The organism is Nocardioides acrostichi, from assembly GCF_015319165.1.
Taxonomy (GTDB): domain Bacteria; phylum Actinomycetota; class Actinomycetes; order Propionibacteriales; family Nocardioidaceae; genus Nocardioides; species Nocardioides acrostichi.
Window position 1 is genome coordinate 312334 of the sequence record NZ_JADIVZ010000001.1, and the last position, 21986, is coordinate 334319.

Consider the following 21986-nt stretch of genomic DNA (forward strand, 5'->3'; position numbering starts at 1 on the left):
TCATGTCCGAGAAGCGCATCGTCTACCTCGACCACGCGGCCACGACCCCCATGGTCGACGCCGCGATCGAGGCCGTGACCGCGCACCTGCGCGACGGCGCCAACGCCTCCTCGCTGCACGCGTCCGGACGACGGGCCCGACGCGTCGTCGAGGAGTCGCGCGAGCGCGTGGCGCAGGCGTTGGACTGCCGCCCCGGTGAGGTGGTGTTCACCTCGGGTGGCACCGAGGCCGACAACCTCGCGATGAAGGGCATCTACTGCGCTCGGCACGCCGCCGACCCGCGTCGCGCCCGCATCCTCACCACCGCGGTCGAGCACCACGCCGTGCTCGACCCGCTCGAGTGTCTCGCCGAGAAGCACGGTGCGAACGTCGAACTGCTGCCGGTCGACGCCGACGGCCGGCTCGACCTCGCGGTCCTGCGGGCCTCGGTCGAGCGCGATCCGTCGTCGATAGCCCTGGTCAGCGTTATGTGGGCCAACAACGAGGTGGGTACGCTCCAGCCGGTCGACGAGGTGGTGGCCGTCGCGGCCGAGCACGGCATCCCCGTGCACAGCGATGCCGTGCAAGCGGTGGGCGCCGTGCCGGTGTCGTTCGCCCGCTCGGGAGTCGACGCCCTCACCGTCTCCGCGCACAAGGTCGGTGGCCCCCTCGGGGTGGGGGCGCTGGTGGTGCGCCGTGAAACCGATCTCCAGCCGCTCCTGCACGGCGGCGGCCAGGAGCGCGACCTGCGCAGCGGCACGCTCGACGTGCCCGGAGTGGCGGGCTTCGCCGCGGCCCTCGAGCTGGCCGTCAAGCAGCGCAGCGAGGCGGCCGAGCAGCGGGCCTCCCTGCGTCAGCGCCTCGTCGCCGGCGTGCAGGCGGCCGTGCCCGACGCCGTCCTCAACGGGCCGGGTCCGGACTCCTGGCACGAGCAGCGGCTGCCGGGCAACGTGCACCTCTCCTTCCCCGGCTGCGAGGGCGACTCGCTGCTCATGCTCCTCGACGCCCGGGGCATCGAGTGCTCCACGGGCTCGGCATGCTCCGCGGGCGTGCCTCAGGCCTCGCACGTGCTGCTGGCGATGGGCCGCGACGACGACGCCGCGCGCAGTTCGCTGCGGTTCACGCTCGGCCACACCAGCACCGAGGCCGACGTCGACGCGCTGTCGGCCGCGATCGCCGGCTGCGTGGAGCGAGCGCGGGCGGCCAAGCTGTGACCATCGTGTTCCTCGTTCTGGCGCTCCTCGGAGCCCTGCTCGCGCTGTGAGGATCCACTCATGAGAGTCCTGGCTGCCATGTCCGGCGGTGTCGACTCCGCGGTCGCCGCAGCGCGTGCCGTCGATGCCGGCCACGACGTCACCGGGGTGCACCTCGCGCTCTCGCGCAACCCGGCGTCCTACCGCTCCGGCGCGCGCGGCTGCTGCACGATCGAGGACAGCAACGACGCGCGGCGGGCGGCCGACGTGATCGGCATCCCGTTCTACGTGTGGGATCTCTCCGAGCGGTTCCACGAGGACGTCGTGGAGAACTTCCTCGACACCTACGCCGCCGGCCAGACGCCCAACCCGTGCCTGCGCTGCAACGAGAAGATCAAGTTCGCCGCGGTGCTCGAGCGCGGCCTCGCGCTGGGCTTCGACGCTGTGGCCACCGGGCACTACGCGGTGCTGCGTGAGGGCGCGGACGGCGTCGAGATGCACCGCTCGGTCGATGCCGCCAAGGACCAGTCCTACGTGCTCGGTGTGCTCGACCAGCACCAACTGCGGCACTCGCTGTTCCCCCTCGGCGGCTCGGAGAAGACAGACGTGCGGGCCGAGGCCGCCGAGCGCGGACTGCTCGTGGCCGACAAGCCGGACTCCCACGACATCTGCTTCATCGCCGACGGTGACACCGGCGGCTGGCTGCGCGAGAAGCTGGGGGAGCGGGCCACCCACGAGCGCGGCGAGATCGTCGACGACGCCACCGGCGAGGTGCTCGGTCAGCACGCGGGCAGCTACGGGTTCACGATCGGGCAGCGCAAGGGCCTGCGCCTCGGCACCCCCGCGCCCGACGGCAAGCCCCGCTTCGTGCTCGACATCGAGCCGGTCAGCGGCACGGTGCGCGTGGGCCCACGCGAGCGGCTCGCGGTGCAGCGGCTGACCGCTGACAAGCCGCGCTGGTGCGGTGCCGCGCCGTCCGGGCCGTTGGAGTGCACCGTGCAGTTGCGTGCGCATGGGGAGGAGCACCGGGCCGTCGTACGCGTCGAGGGCGAGCGGGTCGACGTCGAGCTTCTCGACCACGCCTCCGGCATCGCGCCGGGTCAGGCCGTCGTGGTCTACGACGCCACGCGCGTCGTCGGCTCCGCCACGATCACGGCTACCGAGCGCGTGGAGGCGAGCGCGTGAGCGTGCTCGCCACGGGCGTCGGGTCGATGCCCGGCGGAGGTGGCTCCCAGGCCGACGACGCCCGCGCCTTCCGCGAGGCCGTGCGTGTGGTGCTCGGTGAGCTCGGACCCTCCGACCGAGCCGGCCAGGGCCTCCCGTTCCTGCCCGAGCTGCCCGGGCGCGGTGCCACCGCCTCGATGACCGGCCGCTCGCTCGCCGTGCTCGAGGGCCTGGACGTCGACCTCCAGCCCGCCGGCTGGCGACTCACCGGCACCTCGGGCACCCCCGGGCTCGACCACCGTCGCACCCGGTCGCTGCTCGCCCAGGATCTCGACACCCTCGAGGAGCTCGCCGACGGCTACGAGGGTGCGTTCAAGATCCAGGTGGCCGGGCCGTGGACCCTGGCCGCCACGGTCGAGAAGCCGCGCGGGGAGAAGGTGCTCTCCGACCACGGTGCCCGTCGCGAGCTGGCCGAGTCGCTCGCGGAGGGGTTGGCCGACCATGTGGCCGACGTGCGCCGCCGGCTGCCGAACCTCGACCGGCTCGTGGTGCAGGTCGACGAGCCGGCGCTGGCCGCCGTGCTGGGCGGCGCGGTGCCGAACGCCAGCGGGTTCCACCGGCTGCGCTCGGTCGACCGGTCGGAGGCGTCGGCGCTGCTCGGGCAGGTGCTGGATGTCGTGAGCGGTGCCGGCGCGGAACCGTGGGTGCACGCCTGCGCCGCGGGTACGCCGTGGGCGCTGGTGCGTGGCGCCGGCGCACGTGGCCTCGTGGTCGACCTCGGAGTGCTCGGGGCTGCCGACCACGACGTGCTCGCCGAGGCCTTCGAGGCGGAGGAGACCGTGGTGCTCGGCGTCGTGCCGGGCACCGATCCGGGCGTCTTGCCGACCGAGGCCGGCGTCGTCGCGCGGGTCGAACGGTGGCTGGACATGCTCGGCCTCGACCCGGCGTCGGGTCACCTCGGCCTGGCGCCCGCCTGCGGCCTCGCGGGTGCGTCGGCCCACGACGCGCGCGAGGCGCTGACCCTGCTGCGGGCCAGCGCCTCCCGGTTGAGCTGAGCCTGCGGCCGGTCAGACGCCGGCGGTGACCGGCTCGGGTCCGTCGGTGGCGAGCTCGGAGTGCTTGACGCCGAGCAGAGCCCAGATGATCACCGAGACACCCCAGATCATGAAGGCGCCGGTGAGGAACGCGGTGGTCGCGCCGTGGGCGAACCCGAGGGCCGCCGCCTGCTGCGGGTCGGTGCCGCCCGCGACGAGCTCGCCGGCTCGCTGTGTCGCGTAGTGGGAGGCCACCGTCGAGAGGATGGCCAGACCCAGGGCGCCGCCGACCTGCTGCATGGTGGTCAGCACGCCGGACCCGATGCCGGCGTCCTGCGCCGGGATGCCGTGCACCGCGGTGAGCGTCATCGGGATGAAGGTCAGACCCATGCCCAACGACATCGTGACGATGAAAGGCATGACGTCGGTCCAGTAGTGGACGGAGCCGACCTCGAGCCGGCTGAACATGAAGAGGCTGAACCCGGAGAGGAGGGTGCCGCTGCCGGAGATGAAGCGCGGGTCGATCCGTGCGATGAGCTTCGAGGCCGAGGTGGCGCCGAAGATCATGCCGAACGCGAACGGCAGGAAGGCGAAGCCGGCGCGTAGCGGCGAGTAGCCCATCACGTTCTGGATGTAGAGCGAGAGGAAGTAGAACATCGCGAACATCGCCGCCGGGGTGAGGAGCATCGAGAAGAACGCCACCGAGCGGTAGCGGCTGGCGAAGATGCGCAGCGGCAGCAGCGGGTGCTGGACCCGTCGCTCGAGCAGCACGAAGCCGACCAGCAGCACGACGCCCACGATCATGGTGACGATCGCGACGGGGTCGCCCCAGCCGTACGGCGTGCCGGCCTGCGGGTTGCCCGCCGGCACCGTGGAGGGGTCGATGTTGCCGGTGCGGGTGATGCCGAAGACGACCGCGAGCAGGCCCACGGTGGCGAGGATCGCGCCGGGGACGTCGAGCCAGCCCTCGTGGTGGTCGGAGTCGGGCAGCAGGCGGGGGGCCAAGAACGCGGCGCCCAGGCCGATCGGCACGTTGATGAGGAAGGTCAGCCGCCAGCCCCACTCGGGGTCGAGGTCGGTGAGCCAGCCTCCGAGCACCAGGCCGATCGCGGCACCGATGCCGGCCATCGCGGCGAACACCGAGAAGGCACGGTTGCGCTGCGGTCCGGCCGGGAAGGTGGTGGTGATCAGGGCCAGGGCGGACGGCGAGGCCAACGCCGCCGCGAGACCCTGCACGCCGCGTGAGCCGAGCAGCATGCCCTCGTTCTGGGCGAGCCCGCCCACCGCGGAGGCGATCGCGAACAGCGCCACGCCGATCATGAAGATGCGCCGGCGACCGTAGAGGTCGCCCAGACGGCCGCCGAGCAGCAGCAGACCGCCGAAGGCGAGCGCGTAGCCGGTGACGATCCAGCTGAGGTTGGCGAAGGTGATGTCGAGGCTGGCCTGGATCTTCGGCAGCGCGATGTTGGCGATGGTGCTGTCGAGCACCACCATGAGCTGGGCGACGCAGATCAACACCAGCGCCCACGCGGCGTGGCGCGGGGGGCGGGTCGCTTCGTCGGCGGCGGGGACGACCGGCTCGTCGGCCGGCGCTTTCGTGAGGTCGGTCATGGCTGTCTCTCGGGTGCGAGCGGAGTGGGTCAGGCGCCGCGGGTCGCGGCGGGGAGGATGACGTGGTCGACGATGCGCGCGACGCATGCCTCGTCGGGTGGATCGCCGAGCACGAACGCGCGGTGCAGCACGATGCCGGGCAGGGCGGGGGCCAGGAGGTCGATGTCGAGGTCGTCGGCGACCTCGCCCCGGAGCCGGGCCCGCTCCCAGATCTCCCGCGTGCGCGCGACCCTGGGCGCGATGACCTCGGCGTGGAACCGCGCCGCGAACGTCGGGTTCGTGGCCACGGTGGTGAGGAGGGCGGCCAGCCGCTCGCGCTGCTCGGGCGCCTGGTGGCCACAGTGACTGGCGATGAGATCGCCGCGCAGCGAGCCGGTGTCGGGCACCTCGAACGGCCCCTTGGAATGAGCCAGCGCCGAGACGACGAGCTCCTCCTTGCCCTCCCACCGCCGGTAGAGCGTCGCCTTGGAGGCACGCGCCCTCATGGCGACGGCGTCCATCGTGAGTCGGTCGTAGCCGACCTCGACCAGCACTTCGAGGCACGCGTCGAGGATCTCGGTCTCGCGGTCGCCCTCGACCCGCGGACGGGACGGAGCGTCGTCGGTGAGGGTCACCCTGCCTCCGATGGAACGGAACGGTTTCGTTTCATCGAACGATAGCGCAGGGTCGCGGCGATCTATTCCATCGACGAGGAGAAGACCTGGATCACATGCGGGTCAGGCGCGGCGGGCGACATCGAGCACCGCGTCGGCAGCGAACGCGTTCCACGTGGCGATGCGACGCATCATGTAGTGACCCACGCGGCCCATGTCGGTGAACGACACGGACGCCGCGAGGGGCTCGGCGCGGCGCACGAACGCGCGGGTCATCTTCGCCGAGGTGATCTTGTCGGTGCGACCGTGCGCCGCGAGCAGGTGCCGGCCGGCGAGCGCCGTGACGGGGTCGTCGGGCTGCCACCACGGGGCCATCCCGACGACGCCCTGCACGCTGCGGTCATCGGCCACGTAGGCGGCGGTACGGGCGCCCATGGAGTGGCCGAGGAGCACCACCGGCACCTCACCGTGCGCCTCCCGCACCTGGTCGAGCGCCCAGCGGGCGTCGTCCTGCGCCGAGGTGCCGTCGCCGTTCCAGCCTCGCAGCCGATAGCGCAGCAGCCAGGTCGCCACACCGTGCTCGTGCAGATCGGGCGTGATCGCCCGCTGGACGGCGCTCATGCGGCGCCACGAAGCGCTGCGGCCATCGACGGCGTCGTGCGAGCGCTGAGTGCCCCCGTGCAGCATGAGCACCAGGGCGAGCGGGGCGGTCTCGGGCTCCAGGCGGGTCAGGGTGGGTTCGGGCGCAGACGTCGAGGCAGGGGTGGACAGGGAACTCACGCTCCGTTCTTCGGCGCCCCGAGTCTCGCGGATGGGTGGGCGGGCGCGGCGGTGGGTGCTGATGGGTGTCCGCGGGTGTCGGTGGGGCGCGGCAAGATGTGCGGCATGAGTGATGCCGGCCGGCCCGCCCCGCCCGAGGCGCGCGAGGAGCACCAGCGACTGGTCGAGGAGGTCACCGACGCACGCTGGCGCTACTACGTGCTCGACGACCCCACGCTCGACGACGCCGACTTCGACCGGCGTCTGCGGCGGCTCGAGGCGCTGGAGGAGGCCCACCCCGAGCTGCGCACCCCCGACAGCCCGACCCAGAAGGTCGGGGGCGCGGTGTCGACCGAGTTCACGGCGATCGACCACCTCCAGCGCATGGAGAGCCTCGACAATGCCTTCTCGGCCGAGGAGCTCGAAGCGTGGTATGCCCGGCTCGGGCGCGACGGTGTCGAGTCACCCGCGCTCTTGTGCGAGCTCAAGGTCGACGGGCTGGCCATCAACCTGCTCTACGAGGACGGCCGCCTCGTGCGGGCGCTCACGCGTGGCGACGGCACCACCGGCGAAGACGTCACCCCCAACGTCAAGACCCTCGGCTCCGTCCCACACCGGCTCGCCGGGACCGAGGAGTTCTCGGTGCCAGCGCTGGTCGAGGTGCGGGGCGAGGTGTTCTTGCCGGTCGAGGCCTTCGAGCGGCTGAACGAGCAGATGACCGACGCCGGCAAGCCGATGTTCGCCAACCCCCGTAACGCCGCGGCCGGCTCGCTGCGGCAGAAGGATCCCCGGGTCACCGCCACGCGCGCGCTCGGGATGGTCTGCCACGGCATCGGGGCGCGCGAGGGGTTCGAGCCGGCGTCGCAGTCGGAGGGCTACGCGGCACTCGAGGCCTGGGGCCTGCCCACCTCGTCGCGCGCGAAGGTGGTCGCGTCCCTGACCGAGGTCAGTGAGCTCATCGCGTTCTACGGCGAGCACCGGCACGAGGTCGAGCACGAGATCGACGGGCTCGTGATCAAGGTCGATGACGTCTCGCTGCAGCGTCGGCTCGGTTCGACCAGCCGGGCCCCACGCTGGGCGATCGCCTACAAGTACCCCCCCGAGGAGGTCAACGCGAAGCTGCTCGACATCGGCGTCGACGTCGGCCGCACCGGCCGGGTGACGCCGTTCGGCGTCATGGAGCCGACCCGTGTCGCGGGCTCCACGGTCGAGCGGGCCACCTTGCACAATGCGCACGAGGTGAAGCGCAAGGACGTCCGCCCCGGCGACACCGTGATCCTGCGCAAGGCGGGCGACGTCATCCCCGAGATCCTGGGGCCGGTGCTCGCCTTGCGTCCCGAAGACCTGGCCGAGTGGGTCATGCCCACGCACTGCCCCGCCTGCAGCACCGAGCTGGTGCAGCAGAAGGAGGGCGACAAGGACCTGCGCTGCCCCAACCACGAGCGGTGCCCCGCGCAGGTGCTCGACCGCGTCTTCCACGTCGCCGGCCGCGGCGTCTTCGACATCGAAGGGCTCGGCAGCGAGGCGGCGGCCGCGCTGCTCGACGCGGGCGTGATCGCCAACGAGGGCGACGTGTTCGGCCTCGACGCCGACGCGCTCATGAGCACCGAGCTGTTCACCCGGGCGGCCAAGAAGACCGAGGCCGACGACGCCGTCGACGGCCGCGTGCTCAACGCGAACGCGCTGCGCCTGCTCGACCACCTGGCCACCCGCAAGCAGGTGCCGCTGTGGCGGGTACTGGTCGGACTCTCCATCCGTCATGTCGGGCCCAAGGCCGGCCGCGCGCTCGCCCAGGAGTTCGGCTCCATGGAGTCCATCCGCGCCGCGAGCGAGGAGCAACTCGCGGCCGCCGAGGGCGTGGGCCCCACCATCGCGGAGGCCGTCATCGCCTGGTTCGAGGTGCCGTGGCACGTCGAGATCGTCGAGAAGTGGGCGGCGGCCGGCGTGACGATGGTCGAGGAGCGCGACGAGTCCACCCCGCGCACGCTCGAAGGCCTCACGATCGTCGTCACGGGGTCGCTGGAAGGCTTCTCGCGTGACTCCGCCAAGGAGGCGATCCTGCAGCGTGGCGGCAAGGCCTCGGGGTCGGTGTCGAAGAAGACGGACTTCGTCGTCGTCGGCGAGAACGCCGGCTCCAAGGCCGACAAGGCCGAGCAGCTGGGGGTTCCCGTGCTCGACGAGGCCGGCTTCGTGCGGCTGCTCGCCGACGGCCCGGGCGACGCCGACCCCGCCGACCCCGCCGACGACACTGACGGCTCCGACGGCTCCTGAGCACGCCCACGTCGCGCCGACGACACCTGTCGGTACCGCGCGAGGGTGGTCTAGATTGCTGCCGTGTCGTCGTCAGCACCCACCGGTCCACGTCTGCGCGTAGGCGCCGAGACCGGCCTCCTGCTGGCCAGCGGGGTGGCTGGTGCGTGGATGCTGTGTGCGTCCGTGCTCGGCCTTCCCTCGGCGGTGTCGGTCACGGCGGGGGTCGTGCTGGTGGTCGCAGTCCTGGCGTTCATCGCCCATCCCGTACGTCGGGTGGGCACGGTGATGCTGGGTGCGGGGCTGCTCTTCGCGGCCGCCGTCACGGTGGTCTCGCCGCGCGACGGTGCGGAGTCCGCGACGAGCCGGGAGGCGGCCACCGCCCACCGGTCCGGTACCGGCGAGCATCGCCGGACCGCCCGCTCGGGGATCGATCGCAGCCACGGCTCCTCGGTCACGCCGACGATGGTCGTGCACCGGGGCGAGCGGCTCACGCCGATCGTGCCGCCCGTGCCGGGAGGGGTCCCTGCCTCCGGTGGGTCCACCGGGGGGTCGCCCGTCGACGCCGCAGAGGGGCACGTGGGGGACTCCGGGCACCCGGCCTCCAGCCACCAGACCGGTCAGGCGGGTCATCAGCCCACTCATCAGCCCGGTCATCAGCCCGGTCATCAGCCCGGTCATCAGCCCGGTCATCAGGGACACGGTGCGGGGCAGGGCGAAGGTCAGCAGCTGCCGCCGGGTTCCGGTGCCGGGGGCCCGTCGACCGGCTCCGACTCGGGTCAGGGGGGTCAGGGCGGTCAGGGTGGTCAGGATCCCGCCACCGGGCCTAGCGGGCCAGGAAACGGCAACGGCCCCGGCAACGGTCCGGGCAACGGCCCCGGCAACGGTCCGGGCAACGGCCCCGGCAACGGTCCGGGCAACGGCCCCGGCAACGGCCCCGGCAACGGCCCGGGCAACGGCAGTGGTCCCGGCCATGGCCCGGGCCACGGCCACGGGGGCGGCAAGCCGCCGAAGAAGAAGTAGCGGCGCCGAAGCCACGACGCCGAGCAGTTCCACTGGCTGGCCGCAGTGCTGCGCCAGGCCCGACGCCGCGCCGTGCCGTGGGTGATCGGGCAGGGGCACACGCAGATCCTCGGGCCCCGGCGCACCCGGTTCGCCGCCGGCACCAAGCCGTGGTCGGCCACCGACGGCGCCGAACCGCACCGGGTGAGCTATCCGGAGCCGCCGCGCATCGTCGGCACCGATGTGCTCGCGCGGCGGGCGAAGCACCCGGAGAGCAATCGGGTGGTCTCGAAGTCCGGCATCTCGGCGAGGCCCTACCGACCGTGACGCGGGTGGGCGCGTGCTCGGACACACGACCCGAACCCCGCGCCGAATGGCGCGCTCCTAGGATGGCGGGCATGCCCGAGAAGTCCCCTGAGATCACGCGCGAGGAGCTGGCCCACCTGGCCACACTGGCGCGCATCGACCTCACCGATGCCGAGCTCGACCACCTCGCGCCGCAGCTGTCGGTGATCCTGGAGTCCGTGGCCTCGATCAGCGGTGTGGCCGGCGACGACGTGCCGCCCACCTCGCACCCGGTGCCGCTGACCAACGTGTTCCGCGACGACGTCGTCGAGCCCGGCCTCACCGCCGAGCAGGCGCTCGCCATGGCGCCGGACGCCGAGCAGCAGCGGTTCGCCGTGCCGAGGATCCTGGGGGACGAGCAGTGAGCGACCGCATCCACAGCACCGCAGCCGAGCTCGCCGAGGCACTCGCTGCCGGCAGCGTCACCTCGGTCGACCTGACCCAGGCCCACCTCGACCGCATCGCGGCCGTCGACGGCGACGTGCACGCCTACCTGCACGTCGACGCCGAGGGCGCGCTCGAGCAGGCCGTGGCCTCCGACGAGCGCCGCGCCGCCGGCACACCCCTGCACGCGCTCGACGGCGTGCCGATCGCGGTCAAGGACGTGCTGGCCACCGCCGGCCTACCCACCACCTGCGGCTCGAAGATCCTCGAGGGCTGGATCCCGCCGTACGACGCCACGGTCGTGGCGCGGCTCAAGGCGGCCGGTCTGCCGATCCTCGGCAAGACCAACATGGACGAGTTCGCGATGGGCTCCTCCACCGAGCACTCGGCCTACGGCCCTACCCGCAACCCGTGGGATCTCGACCGCATCCCCGGCGGCTCCGGAGGTGGCTCGGCCGCGGCCGTGGCGGCGCACATGGCGCCGCTCGCGCTCGGCACCGACACCGGCGGCTCGATCCGCCAGCCCGGTGCGGTCACCGGCACGGTCGGTGTGAAGCCGACCTACGGCGGCGTGTCGCGCTACGGCCTCGTGGCACTGGCCAACAGTCTCGACCAGGTGGGGCCGGTCACCCGCACCGTGCTCGACTCCGCCTTGCTGCACGAACTGATCGGCGGCCACGACCCGCGCGACTCCACCTCCATCGACCAGCCGCTGCCCGGCCTGGTGGCTGCCGCCCGCCAGGGCGCCGCGGGAGACCTCGCCGGCGTCCGCGTCGGCGTCATCACCGAACTGGCCGGCGACGGCTGGCAGCCCGGTGTCATGGCCCGCTTCGAGGAGTCGCTGGAGCTGCTGGTCAAGGCGGGCGCCGAGGTGGTCGAGGTGTCGTGCCCGCACTTCGTGCACGCGCTGGCCGCCTACTACCTGATCCTGCCGGCCGAGGCGTCGTCGAACCTCGCCAAGTTCGACGCCATGCGCTACGGCCTGCGGGTCATGCCGCAGGGCATCGACTCGCCGTCCGCCGAGGAGGTCATGCGCGCCACCCGCGAGGCCGGGTTCGGCGACGAGGTCAAGCGCCGCATCGTCCTGGGCACCTATGCGCTCTCCAGCGGCTACTACGACGCCTACTACGGTCAGGCGCAGAAGGTGCGCACGCTCATCGGGCGCGACTTCGCCGCGGCGTTCGAGCAGGTCGACGTGCTGGTCAGCCCCACCGCGCCGACCACGGCGTTCAAGCTGGGGGAGAAGCTCGACGACCCGATCGCGATGTATCTCAACGACCTCGCCACGATCCCGGCCAACCTCGCCGGCGTGCCCGGCGTCTCGGTGCCCAGCGGTCTGGCCGACGAGGACGCTCTGCCCGCCGGCTTCCAGGTGCTCGCACCCGCCTTGGCCGACGAGCGCGTCTACCGGGTCGGGGCCGCTCTCGAGACGGCGCTGACCGAGAAGTGGGGCGGTCCGCTGCTGGCCCAGGCCCCATCTCTTGAGTCCACCCAGAACGGAGCTCTCGCATGAGTGACACCCTGGTCGCCTTCGACGAGGTGCTGACCCGCTACGAGCCGGCGCTGGGTCTCGAGGTGCATGTCGAGCTGAACACGAACACCAAGATGTTCTGCGGCTGCCCGACCGCCTTCGGGGCCGAGCCGAACACGCAGGTCTGCCCGACCTGCCTGGGCCTGCCCGGCGCGATGCCGGTGGTCAACCAGGTGGGCGTGGAGTCCGCGATCCGCATCGGGCTGGCGCTGAACTGCTCGATCGCCGAGTGGTGCCGGTTCGCGCGCAAGAACTACTTCTACCCCGACATGCCGAAGAACTTCCAGACCTCCCAGTACGACGAGCCCATCGCGTTCGACGGCTGGATGGACGTCGAGATCACCGGCGACGACGGCCCCGAGACGTTCCGCGTCGAGATCGAGCGCGCGCACATGGAGGAGGACACCGGCAAGTCGACCCACATCGGCTCGTCCGGCCGCATCCACGGCGCCGACTACTCACTCGTCGACTACAACCGCGCCGGCATCCCGCTCATCGAGATCGTCACCAAGCCGATCACGGGCGCGGGGGAGAAGGCGCCGCTCGTGGCCCGCGCCTACGTGCAGCAGCTGCGCGAGCTCATCGTGGCGCTCGGTGTCTCCGAGGCCCGCATGGATCAGGGCAACCTGCGCGCCGACGTGAACCTCTCGCTCGCGGCGTCCGGCTCCGGCGTCCTGGGCACGCGCACCGAGACCAAGAACGTCAACTCCTTCCGTTCCGTGGAGCGGGCCGTGCGTTTCGAGATGCAGCGGCACGCGGGCGTGCTCGACGCCGGCGGGTCGATCCTCCAGGAGACCCGGCACTGGCACGAGGACACCGGCATCACCACCAGCGGCCGGGAGAAGTCCGACGCCGAGGACTACCGCTACTTCCCCGAGCCCGACCTCGTGCCCGTCGCGGCCTCGCGGGAGTGGGTCGAGGAGCTGCGCGGCACCCTGCCCGAGAACCCGACCGCCCGGCGGGCCAGGCTCCAAGCCGACTGGGGCTTCACCGAGCCCGAGATGCGCGACACCGTCAACGCCGGGGCACTCGACCTCGTCGAGCAGACCATCGGCGCGGGCGTCTCGGCGTCCGCGGCGAAGAAGTGGTGGCTGGGCGAGCTGGCGCGCAGCGCCAAGGAGTCCGACGTCGAGCTGAGCGACCTGCCCGTCACCCCGGCGCTGGTCGCCGAGGTGCAGGGGCTGGTCGACGCCGGCACCCTCAACGACAAGCTGGCCCGCCAGGTGTTCGAGGGTCTGCTGGCCGGCGAGGGCACACCCGCCGAGATCGTCGAGGCCCGCGGCCTGGCCATGGTCTCCGACGACGGCGCCCTCTCGGCCGCCGTCGACGAGGCCATCGCCGCCAACCCCGAGGTGGCCGAGAAGATCCGCGACGGCAAGGTGCAGGCAGCCGGCGCCCTCATCGGCTCGGTGATGAAGGCCATGCGAGGTCAGGCCGACGCCGCCCGGGTGCGCGAGCTGATCCTCGAGAAGCTCACCTGACCGCGAGGGGTCGCGGATCGTCCCGCGAGGGGTCGCGAATCGTCCTGCGAGGGGTCGCGAATCGTCCTGCGAGGGGTCGTTGGTGGACACCCACAGTGGCCCCTCGAGCAGTCGGTTGTGACTCCTCGTGGCCGCGGGGATACGCTGCGGCCACACATCCAACACGCGCGACGTGGGGAAAGCCGGTCCGAGTCCGGCGCTGACCCGCAACCGTAGGCCGCTCCCGCGAGGGGTGGCGAGCCGGAACGCCCACGGCGTCGCGTCCCTATGAACGCTGTCGAGGAACGCAGCGGTAGGCCCCCGGAACGTCCGGTCACGACCTCGCCGCCGAGCAGCGGAGAGGACCAGCCGTGAAGCAGCCCTTCACCCGCACCGTGCGGCGTCTCGCCATCGCCACCACCGCCGTCACCGCCGCCACCGGCATGGCGCTTGCCCTGGCCGCACCGGCCCAGGCGGCCCGGCCGACGGCGGCGGAGAAGCAGTCCGTGCGCTGGCTCGGCGGCCAGCTCACCGACGGCGTCATGCACAACGACCAGTACGACTTCGACGACATCGGCCTGACCCTCGACGCCGGGCTGGCCCTGGCGGCGCTCGACAAGCGCCCGGCCGATGTCGAGGCCATCCAATCCGCCCTGGGCGACGACATCGAGGGCTACACCACCTACAACGGGGACGTGTATGCCGGGTCCGTGGCCAAGGCGCTGGCCTTCACCACCGTCTCGGGCGGCGACTACACCGATGTCGGTGGCGTGAACCTGCGCCACCGCCTGCACCAGCTCGTGATCCGCGAGGGTTCCTCGACCGGCCGCATCGCCGACCACAGCGACGGCACGGACTACGCCAACACGATCGGGCAGGCCTTCGCGGTGCAGGGTCTCTCGCTGAGCGACTCCGGCCAGGCCAAGAAGGTCATCCGGTTCCTGCTCAAGCAGCAGTGCGACACCGGCTACTTCCGCCTCCAGTTCAACGACGACAAGGACGCCAAGAACCAGGGCTGCGGGGGTCCGGGAACCAACACGCCCAGCGTCGATGTCACCGCACTGGCCGTGATCGCGCTCCAAGACACCCACCAGATGGGCAAGCAGGTGCGCTCCGCCCAGCAGCACGCCGTGGCGTGGCTGCTCAGCCAGCAGGGCAGCGACGGCAGCTTCGCCGGTGCCCCGCCGACCGACTCCGCCAACACCAACAGCACCGGGCTCGCCTCGTGGGCGCTCGGCAGCTCCGGCGTGTGCCGCCCGGCCCGCCAGGCGGCGGTCTGGGTGCGCGGCCTCGAGGTGCCTCCGAACGACGACAGCGCGCTCGCCGACGAGACCGGCGCGATCGCCTACGACGCGGCCGCCTACCAGGCCGGCGAGAGCGACGGCATCACGACCGCGACCCGCGACCAGTGGCGTCGTGCGTCGGCCCAGGCCGCCCCGGCGCTGCGCTACCTGCGCCGCTCCAACTGCGCCTGACGTGCCCGCACGTCTGGCTCGTCTCGGTGCCGCTCTCGCCCTCACGGCGGGGGCGGCACCGGTGCTGGTGCTCGCGGCGACGCCCCCGGCCTCGGCGGCGACCTGCTCGTCGTCCGGTGGGGTCAGCGTCGTGGTGAACTTCTGGGATCTGCCCGGTCAGGACGTCGCGTCGTGCGCGTCCGGCGCCGGTGGTGAGTCCGCCTCCGACATCTTCGCCGCTGCTGGCGTCGACCTCGCCCGCGCCCAGCGTGAGCCGGGGTTCGTGTGCCGGGTCGAGGGCGTGCCCGAGTCCGACCCCTGTCAGAACGCCTCGCCGGCCGACGCCTACTGGGGCCTGTGGGTCTCCGACGGCACGGGCGGGTCGTGGACCTACTCCAGCCTCGGCGTGGACTCCCTCACGGTGCCTGACGGCGGGTCGGTCGCGTTCAGCTGGGACGACGTCAACGGCAACCGCAGGCCGTCGACCGCGCCCCCGGTGACGCAGGGGGCCTCGGCCTCGCCGTCTCCCTCGGGCGGATCCTCCGGTGGCTCGTCGAGTGGCTCCTCGGGTGGCTCGACCGGTGGCTCGACGGGTGGTTCTGCCGGCGGGTCCACCAGCAGTTCGACCACGGGTGCCTCGGGCAGCACGGCGTCGCCGAGTGGGGGAGCCACGGCCTCGGGATCGCCCTCGAGCGGATCCAGTGCCTCCGGTGCCGCGAAGCGCAGGAGGTCCGGCGCGCAGGGCGAGGGCGATGGGCGCCATGCCCGCAAGGCCCGGCACGAGCGCCGCCACTCCTCGGGAGCCTCGGACTCGGCGTCGTCCACGGTGCAGGCCTCGGAGGGGGCCACCGACGACACCGCGGCACAGCCGACGTCCGCCCAGAGCTCGGACGACGCGGGCGGGCTCCCCGTCTGGGTGGGTCCGATCGCCGTCGTGCTGGTGCTGGCCGCGGCGGGTGTCACGGCCTTCTGGCGACGGCGGGCCTAGCGACGTGATCGGTGGCGCCGCCCGGCTCCCTCGCGACCTGCACCCCGTGGCCTGGTGGGTGTGGGCGCTGGGGCTCGCCGCGGCGGCGTCGTCGACCACCAACCCCTTCTCGTTGCTGGTGCTCGCCGGCGTGGCCGTGCAGGTCGCCCTCACCCGGCGCTCCGACCAGCCGTGGGGCGCCTCGTTGCGGCTCTATCTGTGGCTCGGGGTCTTCATCGTCATGATGCGGGTCGTCTCGCGGGTGCTGCTCGGCGGCGCGTTCCCGGGAGGCCGGGTGCTCGTGGGTCTGCCCGAGATCCCGCTGCCGGACATCGCGGCCGGCATCGTGCTGCTCGGCCCGGTCACCTCCGACGCCGTGCTGGCCGGCCTCTACGACGGCCTGCGGCTCGCGACGATCGTCGTGTGCGTGGGAGCCGCGAACAGCCTGGCGAACCCCAAGCGGCTGCTGCGCTCGGTGCCGCCGGCGCTCTACGAGGTCGGCACGGCCCTGGTCGTGGCGGTCACCGTGCTGCCCCAGTTGGCCGACTCCGTACGCCGGGTGCATGCGGCTCAGGGGCTGCGGGCCGGCGCACGCGGACGCACCGGGCGGCTGCGGCGGCTGCTCGTGCCGGTGCTCGAGGACGCCCTGGACCGGTCGCTATCGATGGCCGCGGGCATGGACGCCCGCGGCTATGGCCGCGCCGGTGCCCAGACGCCCGCCCAACGGCGGCGCACCGGAGCGCTCATGCTGGCCGGGCTCTGCGGCCTGGTCGTCGGCACCTACGCCGTGCTCGACACCACCGCACCCCGGCTGCTGGCCCTGCCCATGCTGGCCGTGGGCACGCTGCTCGCGGCGGTGGCGCTGCGCTCGGCCGGACGCCGCGTCGAGCGCAGCCGCTACCGGCCCGACCGGTGGCGCTGGCCCGAGCTCGCGGTGGCGGGGTCCGGACTGGTCGTCGCTTTCTGCGGCTGGTGGGTCAACCAGCACGACCTGGTGCGCGCCTACCCCGCGCTCGACATCGTGCCGGCCATCGACCTCTGGATGCTCGTGGGCGGCGTGGTGGCCTGGGTCGGTGGGCTCTGCGCACCAGACCAGCGACGCCGCGTGCGTCGTCGAAGCGTCGTGGCCGGCCCGGTGCCGGCCGGGCGAGAGTGGGAGGTGGCGTCGTGACGGAGGCGCTGCTGGAGCTGCGCGGCATCGGCTTCGCCCACGAGGGCCACGCCCCGGTGCTGCGCGACGTCACCCTCGAGGTGCTCGAGAGCGAGCTGGTGCTGGTGAGCGGGCCGACGGGGGTGGGCAAGTCGACGCTCCTGGGCGTGGTGGGCGGCCAGGTGCCGAGGTTCTCGGGCGGAGTGCTGAGCGGCAGCGTGCTGGTGGACGGTCGAGACGTCACGCTGCGGCCGCCGCGCGAGCGCGCAGCCGACATCGGCTACGTAGGGCAGGATCCCGCGCGCGGCTTCGTGACCGACACGGTCGAGGAGGAGCTCGCCTACGGCATGGAGCAGCTCGGGCTCGACCCCACCACGATGCGCCGTCGGGTCGAGGAGACGCTCGATCTGCTCGGCATCGCCGATCTGCGCGACCGCGACCTGCGCACCCTCTCCGGCGGGCAGCAGCAGCGCGCCGCGATCGGGGCTGTGCTCACGATGCATCCGCGACTCCTCGTCCTCGACGAACCCACCTCCGCCCTCGACCCCACCGCCGCAGAGGAGGTGCTCGCCACGCTCACGCGGCTCGTCGCCGACGTCGGCACCTCCGTGCTGGTCGCCGAGCACCGGCTCGAGCGGGTCGTGCCCTTCGCCGACGCGATGTGGCTGCTGCCCGGCGGCGGCACCGTGCTGGCCGGGTCGCCTCGCGACCTGCTCGCGACCTCACCCGTCGTCCCGCCGTTGGTCGCGCTCGGCCGAGAACTCGGCTGGACGCCGCTCCCGCTCAGCGTGCGCGAGGCCCGCCGGCATGCCCGGGAGGTGGCGCTCGGACCGGCGGCGCAGCCGCTGCCCGCGTCGCCCTCCGAGCCGGTGCTGAGCGCCCGTGGCGTGACGGTCGTGCACGATGACCAGGTGGCGGTGCGCGAGGTCGACCTGACCCTGCCTGCGGGCACGGTCACGGCATTGATGGGCCGCAACGGCTCCGGCAAGTCCTCGTTGCTGTGGGCGCTCCAGGGCAGTGGGGGGAGGGCGTCGGGCTCGGTCTCGGTCGGTGGCGCGGACCCGGTCTCGGCCAGTGCCGCCGTCCGGCGCGGCTTGGTGGCGCTGCTGCCGCAGGAGGCCGACGACCTGCTCTACCTCGAGACCGTGGCCGAGGAGCTCGACGCCGCCGACGAGGGGCGTGGCACGGGCCGGCCGATGCTCGACCGGCTGGTGCCCGGGGTGCCGGACGACGCGCACCCGCGCGATCTCTCCGAGGGGCAGCGTCTCGGCGTCGCGCTGGCCGTCGTGCTCGCCGGCGACCCGCCTGCGGTACTGCTCGACGAGCCCACCCGTGGCCTCGACTACGGGGCCAAGGCCGCGCTCGCGACCGTGCTGCGTGAGCTCGCGGACGACGGTCGTGCGGTCCTGGTCTCGACCCACGATGTCGAGTTCGTGGTGCAGGTCGCCGACCGGCCCGGTGACACCGTGGCGGTGCTGGCCGAGGGCGAGCTCATCGCGCACGGGCCGGTGGCCGACGTCGTCGCGCAGTCGCCTGCCTTCGCCCCCCAGGTGCACAAGGTGCTCGGCGCGCCGTGGCTGCGCGTCGGCGACGTCGTGCGCGCCGTCGAGGTGGCGGGCGCGGCCGGGTCGGCCGGGTCGGCCGGGTCGGCCGGGTCGGGGAGTGGCGTGTGAGCACGGTGACGGCTTCCCGGCGAGGGGCGATCCCGGTCTCGCGCCGCTCGGCGCTGGTCCTGACGCTGGCCTCGGTGGTCGGGCTGCTGATGCTGATGTGGCCGCTGGTGCTCCAGGTCGAGCCGGGTCAGACCCGCGTCGACCCGCCGTTCCTCTTCCTCGGCCTGCTGCCGGTCGTGATCGCCGTCGTGCTGGCCGAGCTGAGCGAGGGCGGTCTGGATGCCCGCGTGCTCGCGGTGCTCGGTGTGCTCTCGGCCCTCGTGGCGCTCTCGCGGGCCCTGTCTCCGGGGTTGGCCGGCATCGAGCTGGTCTTCTTCCTGCTCATCCTGGGCGGGCGCGTCTTCGGCCCCGGGTTCGGCTTCGCGCTGGGGTGCACCGGACTGTTCGCCTCGGCACTGATGACCGCCGGGGTGGGCCCCTGGTTGCCGTTCCAGATGATCTGCTCGGCCTGGGTCGGCATGGGCGCCGGGCTGCTGCCCCGGACCCTGCGCGGGCGCGCCGAGATCGGCGTCCTGGTGGTCTACGGGATCGTGGCCAGCTACGCCTACGGGCTCTTGATGAACCTCTCGGGCTGGCCGTTCCTGCTCGGGGTGGGGCTGCCGGGCCGCGACACCTCCGGCCTGACCTATCTGCCGGGTGCCCCGGTGTGGGAGAACCTGCACCGGTTCGCGGTGTACACGCTGCTGACCTCGACCGGTGGCTGGGACACCCTGCGTGCTCTCACCACCGGCGTCGCCCTCGTCGCGCTGGGCCCCACCGTGCTCGCCGTCCTGCGACGCGCCGCCCGTCGCGCGACCGTCACCGGCTCCCACGCCGACCCGTCGCCAGTTTCCACCTGACCCGTCGCCAGTTTTCAACCCACCTGCCGCGAGTTTTCACATACAGGAAAGTTGCGGCAGGTCACCTGCACAAACGTGGCAGGTCACGTGAAAACTAGCGACGGGTCACCCGAAAACTGGTGGCAGGTCAGCGTCAGGGAGAGGGAGTGGCGCTGGGGGAGTCGGTCGTGTCGACGATGGTGACGGTGCTGGAGTTGCCCTCACGCAGGCAGCCGCCCAGGCCGACCACCAGGCCGACCCCCAGGACGCCGGCGAGCACGACCGCGACCGCGCGCGGCGTCGTCCGGCCCCGGGAGTGAGGGGTCACTCGACCCGCCCCAGGAACTCCAGCAGCAGCTCGTGCACGAGCTCGGGCTGCTCGAGGCTGAGGAAGTGACTGCCGGGGAGCTCGGTGTAGCAGGAGCCAGGGATGCGCTCGGCCGCACTGGCCATGTCACGCGCGCCGGCGAGGACGTCCCAGGTGCCGGCGACGAAAGCCACCGGGACACGCAGTGTGCTGAGGGAGACGCGGCCGTGCTCGGAGCTCTTGAGAGCGAGGTGGAAGTACCAGTCCATCGGGGTGGTGAGGAACTCGCCTACCGCGCGCGCGGTGATGTCGAGATCGGCGACGGGCAGCATGAACCCGGAGTGGGAGAGCACCTCGACGAAGCGGCGACCCACGGACAGTCGGCTGGTGATCGGCGTGATCGCCTTGCCGGTCAGCTTGCCGAGGCGGGCGACGTTGACCGTGAGGGTGCGGGCCAGGACGTGTGGTAGGTGCAGCGGGCCGAGCATCGTGGCGAACGTGTCGCCCGGTACGCCGGCGACCGCGAAGACGCCGCGCACCCGCTCGGGGTTGCGGGCGGCGAGCTCGAAGGCGGTGTTGACCCCCATCGACCAACCCATGAGCACGGTCCGATCGACACCGAAGTGGTCCATCACCGAGAGGGCGTCCTCGACGAACTCCGCGATGCCGCACCGCTCGGGGTCGGCCGGTCGCTGCGAGCCGCCGGTGCCCCGGTGGTTCCACGAGAGGACCCGCACCCCGCTGGCGGGGTCGAGCAGTGCGGGCCAGGCCCACGGATTGGTGCCGAGCCCGTTGCACAGCAAGACGGTCGGGCCGGTGCGCGTGCCGTCGGGATCGTTGGTCCAGGCGCGCAGCACGGTGCCGTCGTCGGAGAGCACCTCGTGGAAGGCGAGGACCGGCGCGCCGGTGGCGGGAGCGGCGGAGGTCGGCATGGGTCCAGTGTGCCCCAGAACCGAGTGCCGCCGCTGTGGCTCAGGCCTCCCTGGTCCGGGCGGCCGTGCCCGTCGTACGGCGCTCGGGTCGGGAGTGGGGGGTCTCGTCGTCGGCGGTGTGGTGGCGCAGGAAGTCCTCGACGTCCTCGCGCTCCGCACGTCGCTCGGCGAGACGGGTGGAGGCTGCCATCGCGTTGCGACGGGCACCGAGCTGGGACTGGACCGACCAGTCGTGGACGCGTCGCGCCACGGCCTGCCAGGCGGCGCCCGGCATCGAGCGCGAGGGCGGGACGAGAGCGAGGTTCGGCCGAGACATGTCGTGACTCCAGGAGGTGCCGGTTCGTGGCTGGTGGGAGTGGTGCCAGTGGTGGGGGAACCATCGGCGTGGAGCGCACTCCCAGACTAGAACGACCTCACCGACGGTCAAGGCCGCCGGGCGTGTCGCCTCACACGTGCCGGCTACGCGGCCGCCAGGGCCGACGCCGGCGGACGCCGGCTGCGCGTCGCGCCGATGCTGGCGACGACGACGCAGGCGATGGCGACGTACTGGGCGGGGCCGAGGAACTCACCGACCACGACGAGTCCTGCCAGCGCGGCGGCCGCGGGCTCCAGGCTCATCAAGATCCCGAAGACGGATGGCGCCAGCCGGCGCAACGCGACCAGCTCGCAGCTGTAGGGCACGACCGAGGAGAGCACCCCGACCAGGGCACCCAGGAGCAGCACGTGGGGAGTGAGCAGGTCGCCGCCGCCCGTGACGAGAGCCGCCGGCGCGAGCAGGGCCGTGGCGATGGCGCTGGCCACGGCGAGGCCGTCGAGGCCGGCCCAGGTGCGCCCGGTGCGCGCGCTGAGCAGGATGTACCCCGCCCAGGCGACGCCGGCCAGCAGCGCGAAGGCGACGCCGGCGAGCGTCATCCCGCCGCCGTCGAGACCCAGCAGGGCCACGCCGAGACCTGCGAGACCCACCCAGGCGAGGTCGAGCAGCCGGCGCGACCCCGCGACCGCGAGCGTCAGGGGGCCGATGAACTCGATGGTGACCGCCAGGCCGATCGGGATGCGGGCGAAGGACTGGTAGATCGACCAGTTCATCAGCGCCAGGCTGAGGCCGAACCCGATCACCACGAGCCAGTCCGAGCGGCTGCGGCCGCGTAGGCGGGGTCTCAGCGCCAGCATCAACACCAACGCGCTCGTGACCAGTCGCAGCCACACGATCGTGGTGGGAGCGACGTCGTCGAACAGCGTCTTGGCGACGCCGGCGCCGAACTGCACCGACACGATGCCTACGAGCACCAGCCACACCGGTGACACGCCGTGCGCGAGGCGCGACGATGAGTTCTCGGCGGTCACCGGGTCCACCCTAGAGACCGCCCCAGAGCGTCCGCC

At 72.7% G+C, this 21986-nt stretch carries 21 protein-coding genes; 14 read left to right on the top strand and 7 right to left on the bottom strand.

Going from position 1 to position 21986, the window contains the following annotated elements:
* Nucleotides 1-2: 2 nt before the first annotated feature.
* The 3 genes from ISG29_RS01470 to ISG29_RS01480 are packed head-to-tail and all read left to right on the top strand — an operon-like array spanning nt 3 to nt 3391.
* The gene (locus ISG29_RS01470; RefSeq protein WP_194501584.1) at nt 3-1193 is read left to right on the top strand and encodes a cysteine desulfurase family protein; all 1191 of its coding nucleotides are present in this window, start codon (nt 3-5) and stop codon (nt 1191-1193) included.
* A 60-nt stretch (nt 1194-1253) separates the two neighbouring features.
* Nucleotides 1254-2357, top strand: coding sequence for a tRNA 2-thiouridine(34) synthase MnmA (gene mnmA / locus ISG29_RS01475; RefSeq protein ID WP_194501585.1), 1104 nt, complete (start codon nt 1254-1256; stop codon nt 2355-2357).
* Nucleotides 2354-3391, top strand: a complete 1038-nt coding sequence (locus tag ISG29_RS01480) for a uroporphyrinogen decarboxylase/cobalamine-independent methonine synthase family protein (RefSeq protein ID WP_328827507.1) — start codon at nt 2354-2356, stop codon at nt 3389-3391. Before mnmA ends, ISG29_RS01480 begins: the two co-directional genes overlap by 4 nt.
* A 12-nt stretch (nt 3392-3403) precedes the next feature.
* Here ISG29_RS01480 and ISG29_RS01485 read toward each other — a convergent pair whose 3' ends face one another.
* From ISG29_RS01485 to ISG29_RS01495, 3 genes are all read right to left on the bottom strand, one after another.
* Nucleotides 3404-4981 (bottom strand): MFS transporter, encoded by a 1578-nt coding sequence (locus ISG29_RS01485; protein ID WP_194501586.1) that lies wholly within the window; start codon nt 4979-4981, stop codon nt 3404-3406.
* A 29-nt stretch (nt 4982-5010) separates the two neighbouring features.
* Nucleotides 5011-5595 (bottom strand): TetR/AcrR family transcriptional regulator, encoded by a 585-nt coding sequence (locus tag ISG29_RS01490; RefSeq protein WP_194501587.1) that lies wholly within the window; start codon nt 5593-5595, stop codon nt 5011-5013.
* A 102-nt stretch (nt 5596-5697) separates the two neighbouring features.
* Entirely contained in the window at nt 5698-6354 is a 657-nt protein-coding gene (locus tag ISG29_RS01495; RefSeq protein WP_328827511.1) for an alpha/beta hydrolase, read from the bottom strand.
* 96 nt (nt 6355-6450) lie between these two features.
* Here ISG29_RS01495 and ligA point away from each other — a divergent pair, with 96 nt between their 5' ends.
* From ligA to ISG29_RS01545, 11 genes are all read left to right on the top strand, one after another.
* Nucleotides 6451-8604, top strand: coding sequence for an NAD-dependent DNA ligase LigA (ligA, locus tag ISG29_RS01500; protein ID WP_207792700.1), 2154 nt, complete (start codon nt 6451-6453; stop codon nt 8602-8604).
* A 63-nt stretch (nt 8605-8667) separates the two neighbouring features.
* Nucleotides 8668-9606: a hypothetical protein gene (locus tag ISG29_RS01505; RefSeq protein WP_194501589.1), complete on the top strand. Its 939-nt coding sequence runs from the start codon at nt 8668-8670 to the stop codon at nt 9604-9606.
* A gap of 45 nt (nt 9607-9651) precedes the next feature.
* Nucleotides 9652-9912 carry a hypothetical protein gene (locus ISG29_RS01510; protein ID WP_194501590.1) on the top strand — a complete coding sequence of 87 codons (261 nt, stop codon included), beginning with the start codon at nt 9652-9654 and terminating at the stop codon, nt 9910-9912.
* Nucleotides 9913-9983: 71 nt separating this feature from the next.
* Nucleotides 9984-10295, top strand: coding sequence for an Asp-tRNA(Asn)/Glu-tRNA(Gln) amidotransferase subunit GatC (gene gatC, locus ISG29_RS01515; RefSeq protein WP_194501591.1), 312 nt, complete (start codon nt 9984-9986; stop codon nt 10293-10295).
* Entirely contained in the window at nt 10292-11827 is a 1536-nt protein-coding gene (gatA, locus tag ISG29_RS01520) for an Asp-tRNA(Asn)/Glu-tRNA(Gln) amidotransferase subunit GatA (protein ID WP_194501592.1), read from the top strand. The genes gatC and gatA overlap by 4 nt, the downstream gene beginning before the upstream one ends.
* Entirely contained in the window at nt 11824-13326 is a 1503-nt protein-coding gene (gatB, locus tag ISG29_RS01525) for an Asp-tRNA(Asn)/Glu-tRNA(Gln) amidotransferase subunit GatB (protein ID WP_194501593.1), read from the top strand. The genes gatA and gatB overlap by 4 nt, the downstream gene beginning before the upstream one ends.
* Before the next feature lie 350 nt (nt 13327-13676).
* The gene (locus ISG29_RS01530) at nt 13677-14780 is read left to right on the top strand and encodes a terpene cyclase/mutase family protein (protein WP_194501594.1); all 1104 of its coding nucleotides are present in this window, start codon (nt 13677-13679) and stop codon (nt 14778-14780) included.
* A gap of 1 nt (nt 14781) precedes the next feature.
* A complete protein-coding gene (locus ISG29_RS20615) occupies nt 14782-15747 on the top strand; it encodes a hypothetical protein (RefSeq protein WP_235958411.1) in 966 nt (321 codons plus the stop codon).
* Between the two features lie 4 nt (nt 15748-15751).
* A complete protein-coding gene (locus tag ISG29_RS01535; RefSeq protein ID WP_328827517.1) occupies nt 15752-16897 on the top strand; it encodes an energy-coupling factor transporter transmembrane component T in 1146 nt (381 codons plus the stop codon).
* Nucleotides 16894-18549, top strand: coding sequence for an ABC transporter ATP-binding protein (locus ISG29_RS01540; RefSeq protein ID WP_328827519.1), 1656 nt, complete (start codon nt 16894-16896; stop codon nt 18547-18549). Before ISG29_RS01535 ends, ISG29_RS01540 begins: the two co-directional genes overlap by 4 nt.
* Nucleotides 18546-19388: an ECF transporter S component gene (locus tag ISG29_RS01545; protein ID WP_328827521.1), complete on the top strand. Its 843-nt coding sequence runs from the start codon at nt 18546-18548 to the stop codon at nt 19386-19388. The genes ISG29_RS01540 and ISG29_RS01545 overlap by 4 nt, the downstream gene beginning before the upstream one ends.
* Nucleotides 19389-19521: 133 nt before the next feature.
* Here ISG29_RS01545 and ISG29_RS01550 read toward each other — a convergent pair whose 3' ends face one another.
* The 4 genes from ISG29_RS01550 to ISG29_RS01565 form a co-directional block, all read right to left on the bottom strand.
* Nucleotides 19522-19695, bottom strand: a complete 174-nt coding sequence (locus tag ISG29_RS01550; RefSeq protein ID WP_194501596.1) for a hypothetical protein — start codon at nt 19693-19695, stop codon at nt 19522-19524.
* Nucleotides 19692-20606, bottom strand: a complete 915-nt coding sequence (locus ISG29_RS01555; RefSeq protein ID WP_194501597.1) for an alpha/beta fold hydrolase — start codon at nt 20604-20606, stop codon at nt 19692-19694. Before ISG29_RS01555 ends, ISG29_RS01550 begins: the two co-directional genes overlap by 4 nt.
* Before the next feature lie 40 nt (nt 20607-20646).
* Nucleotides 20647-20922, bottom strand: coding sequence for a hypothetical protein (locus ISG29_RS01560; RefSeq protein WP_194501598.1), 276 nt, complete (start codon nt 20920-20922; stop codon nt 20647-20649).
* A gap of 143 nt (nt 20923-21065) precedes the next feature.
* Nucleotides 21066-21950 carry an EamA family transporter gene (locus ISG29_RS01565; RefSeq protein ID WP_328827525.1) on the bottom strand — a complete coding sequence of 295 codons (885 nt, stop codon included), beginning with the start codon at nt 21948-21950 and terminating at the stop codon, nt 21066-21068.
* Nucleotides 21951-21986 lie beyond the last annotated feature (36 nt).

Bases quoted from the DNA above. Each gene is read 5' to 3' on its own strand.
- gatB (WP_194501593.1), top strand. From the start codon at position 11,824: ATGAGTGACACCCTGGTCGCCTTCGACGAGGTGCTGACCCGCTACGAG.
- gatC (WP_194501591.1), top strand. From the start codon at position 9,984: ATGCCCGAGAAGTCCCCTGAGATCACGCGCGAGGAGCTGGCCCACCTG.
- ISG29_RS01470 (WP_194501584.1), top strand. From the start codon at position 3: ATGTCCGAGAAGCGCATCGTCTACCTCGACCACGCGGCCACGACCCCC.
- ligA (WP_207792700.1), top strand. From the start codon at position 6,451: ATGTGCGGCATGAGTGATGCCGGCCGGCCCGCCCCGCCCGAGGCGCGC.
- ISG29_RS01560 (WP_194501598.1), bottom strand. From the start codon at position 20,922: ATGTCTCGGCCGAACCTCGCTCTCGTCCCGCCCTCGCGCTCGATGCCG.
- ISG29_RS01555 (WP_194501597.1), bottom strand. From the start codon at position 20,606: ATGCCGACCTCCGCCGCTCCCGCCACCGGCGCGCCGGTCCTCGCCTTC.
- mnmA (WP_194501585.1), top strand. From the start codon at position 1,254: ATGAGAGTCCTGGCTGCCATGTCCGGCGGTGTCGACTCCGCGGTCGCC.
- ISG29_RS01485 (WP_194501586.1), bottom strand. From the start codon at position 4,981: ATGACCGACCTCACGAAAGCGCCGGCCGACGAGCCGGTCGTCCCCGCC.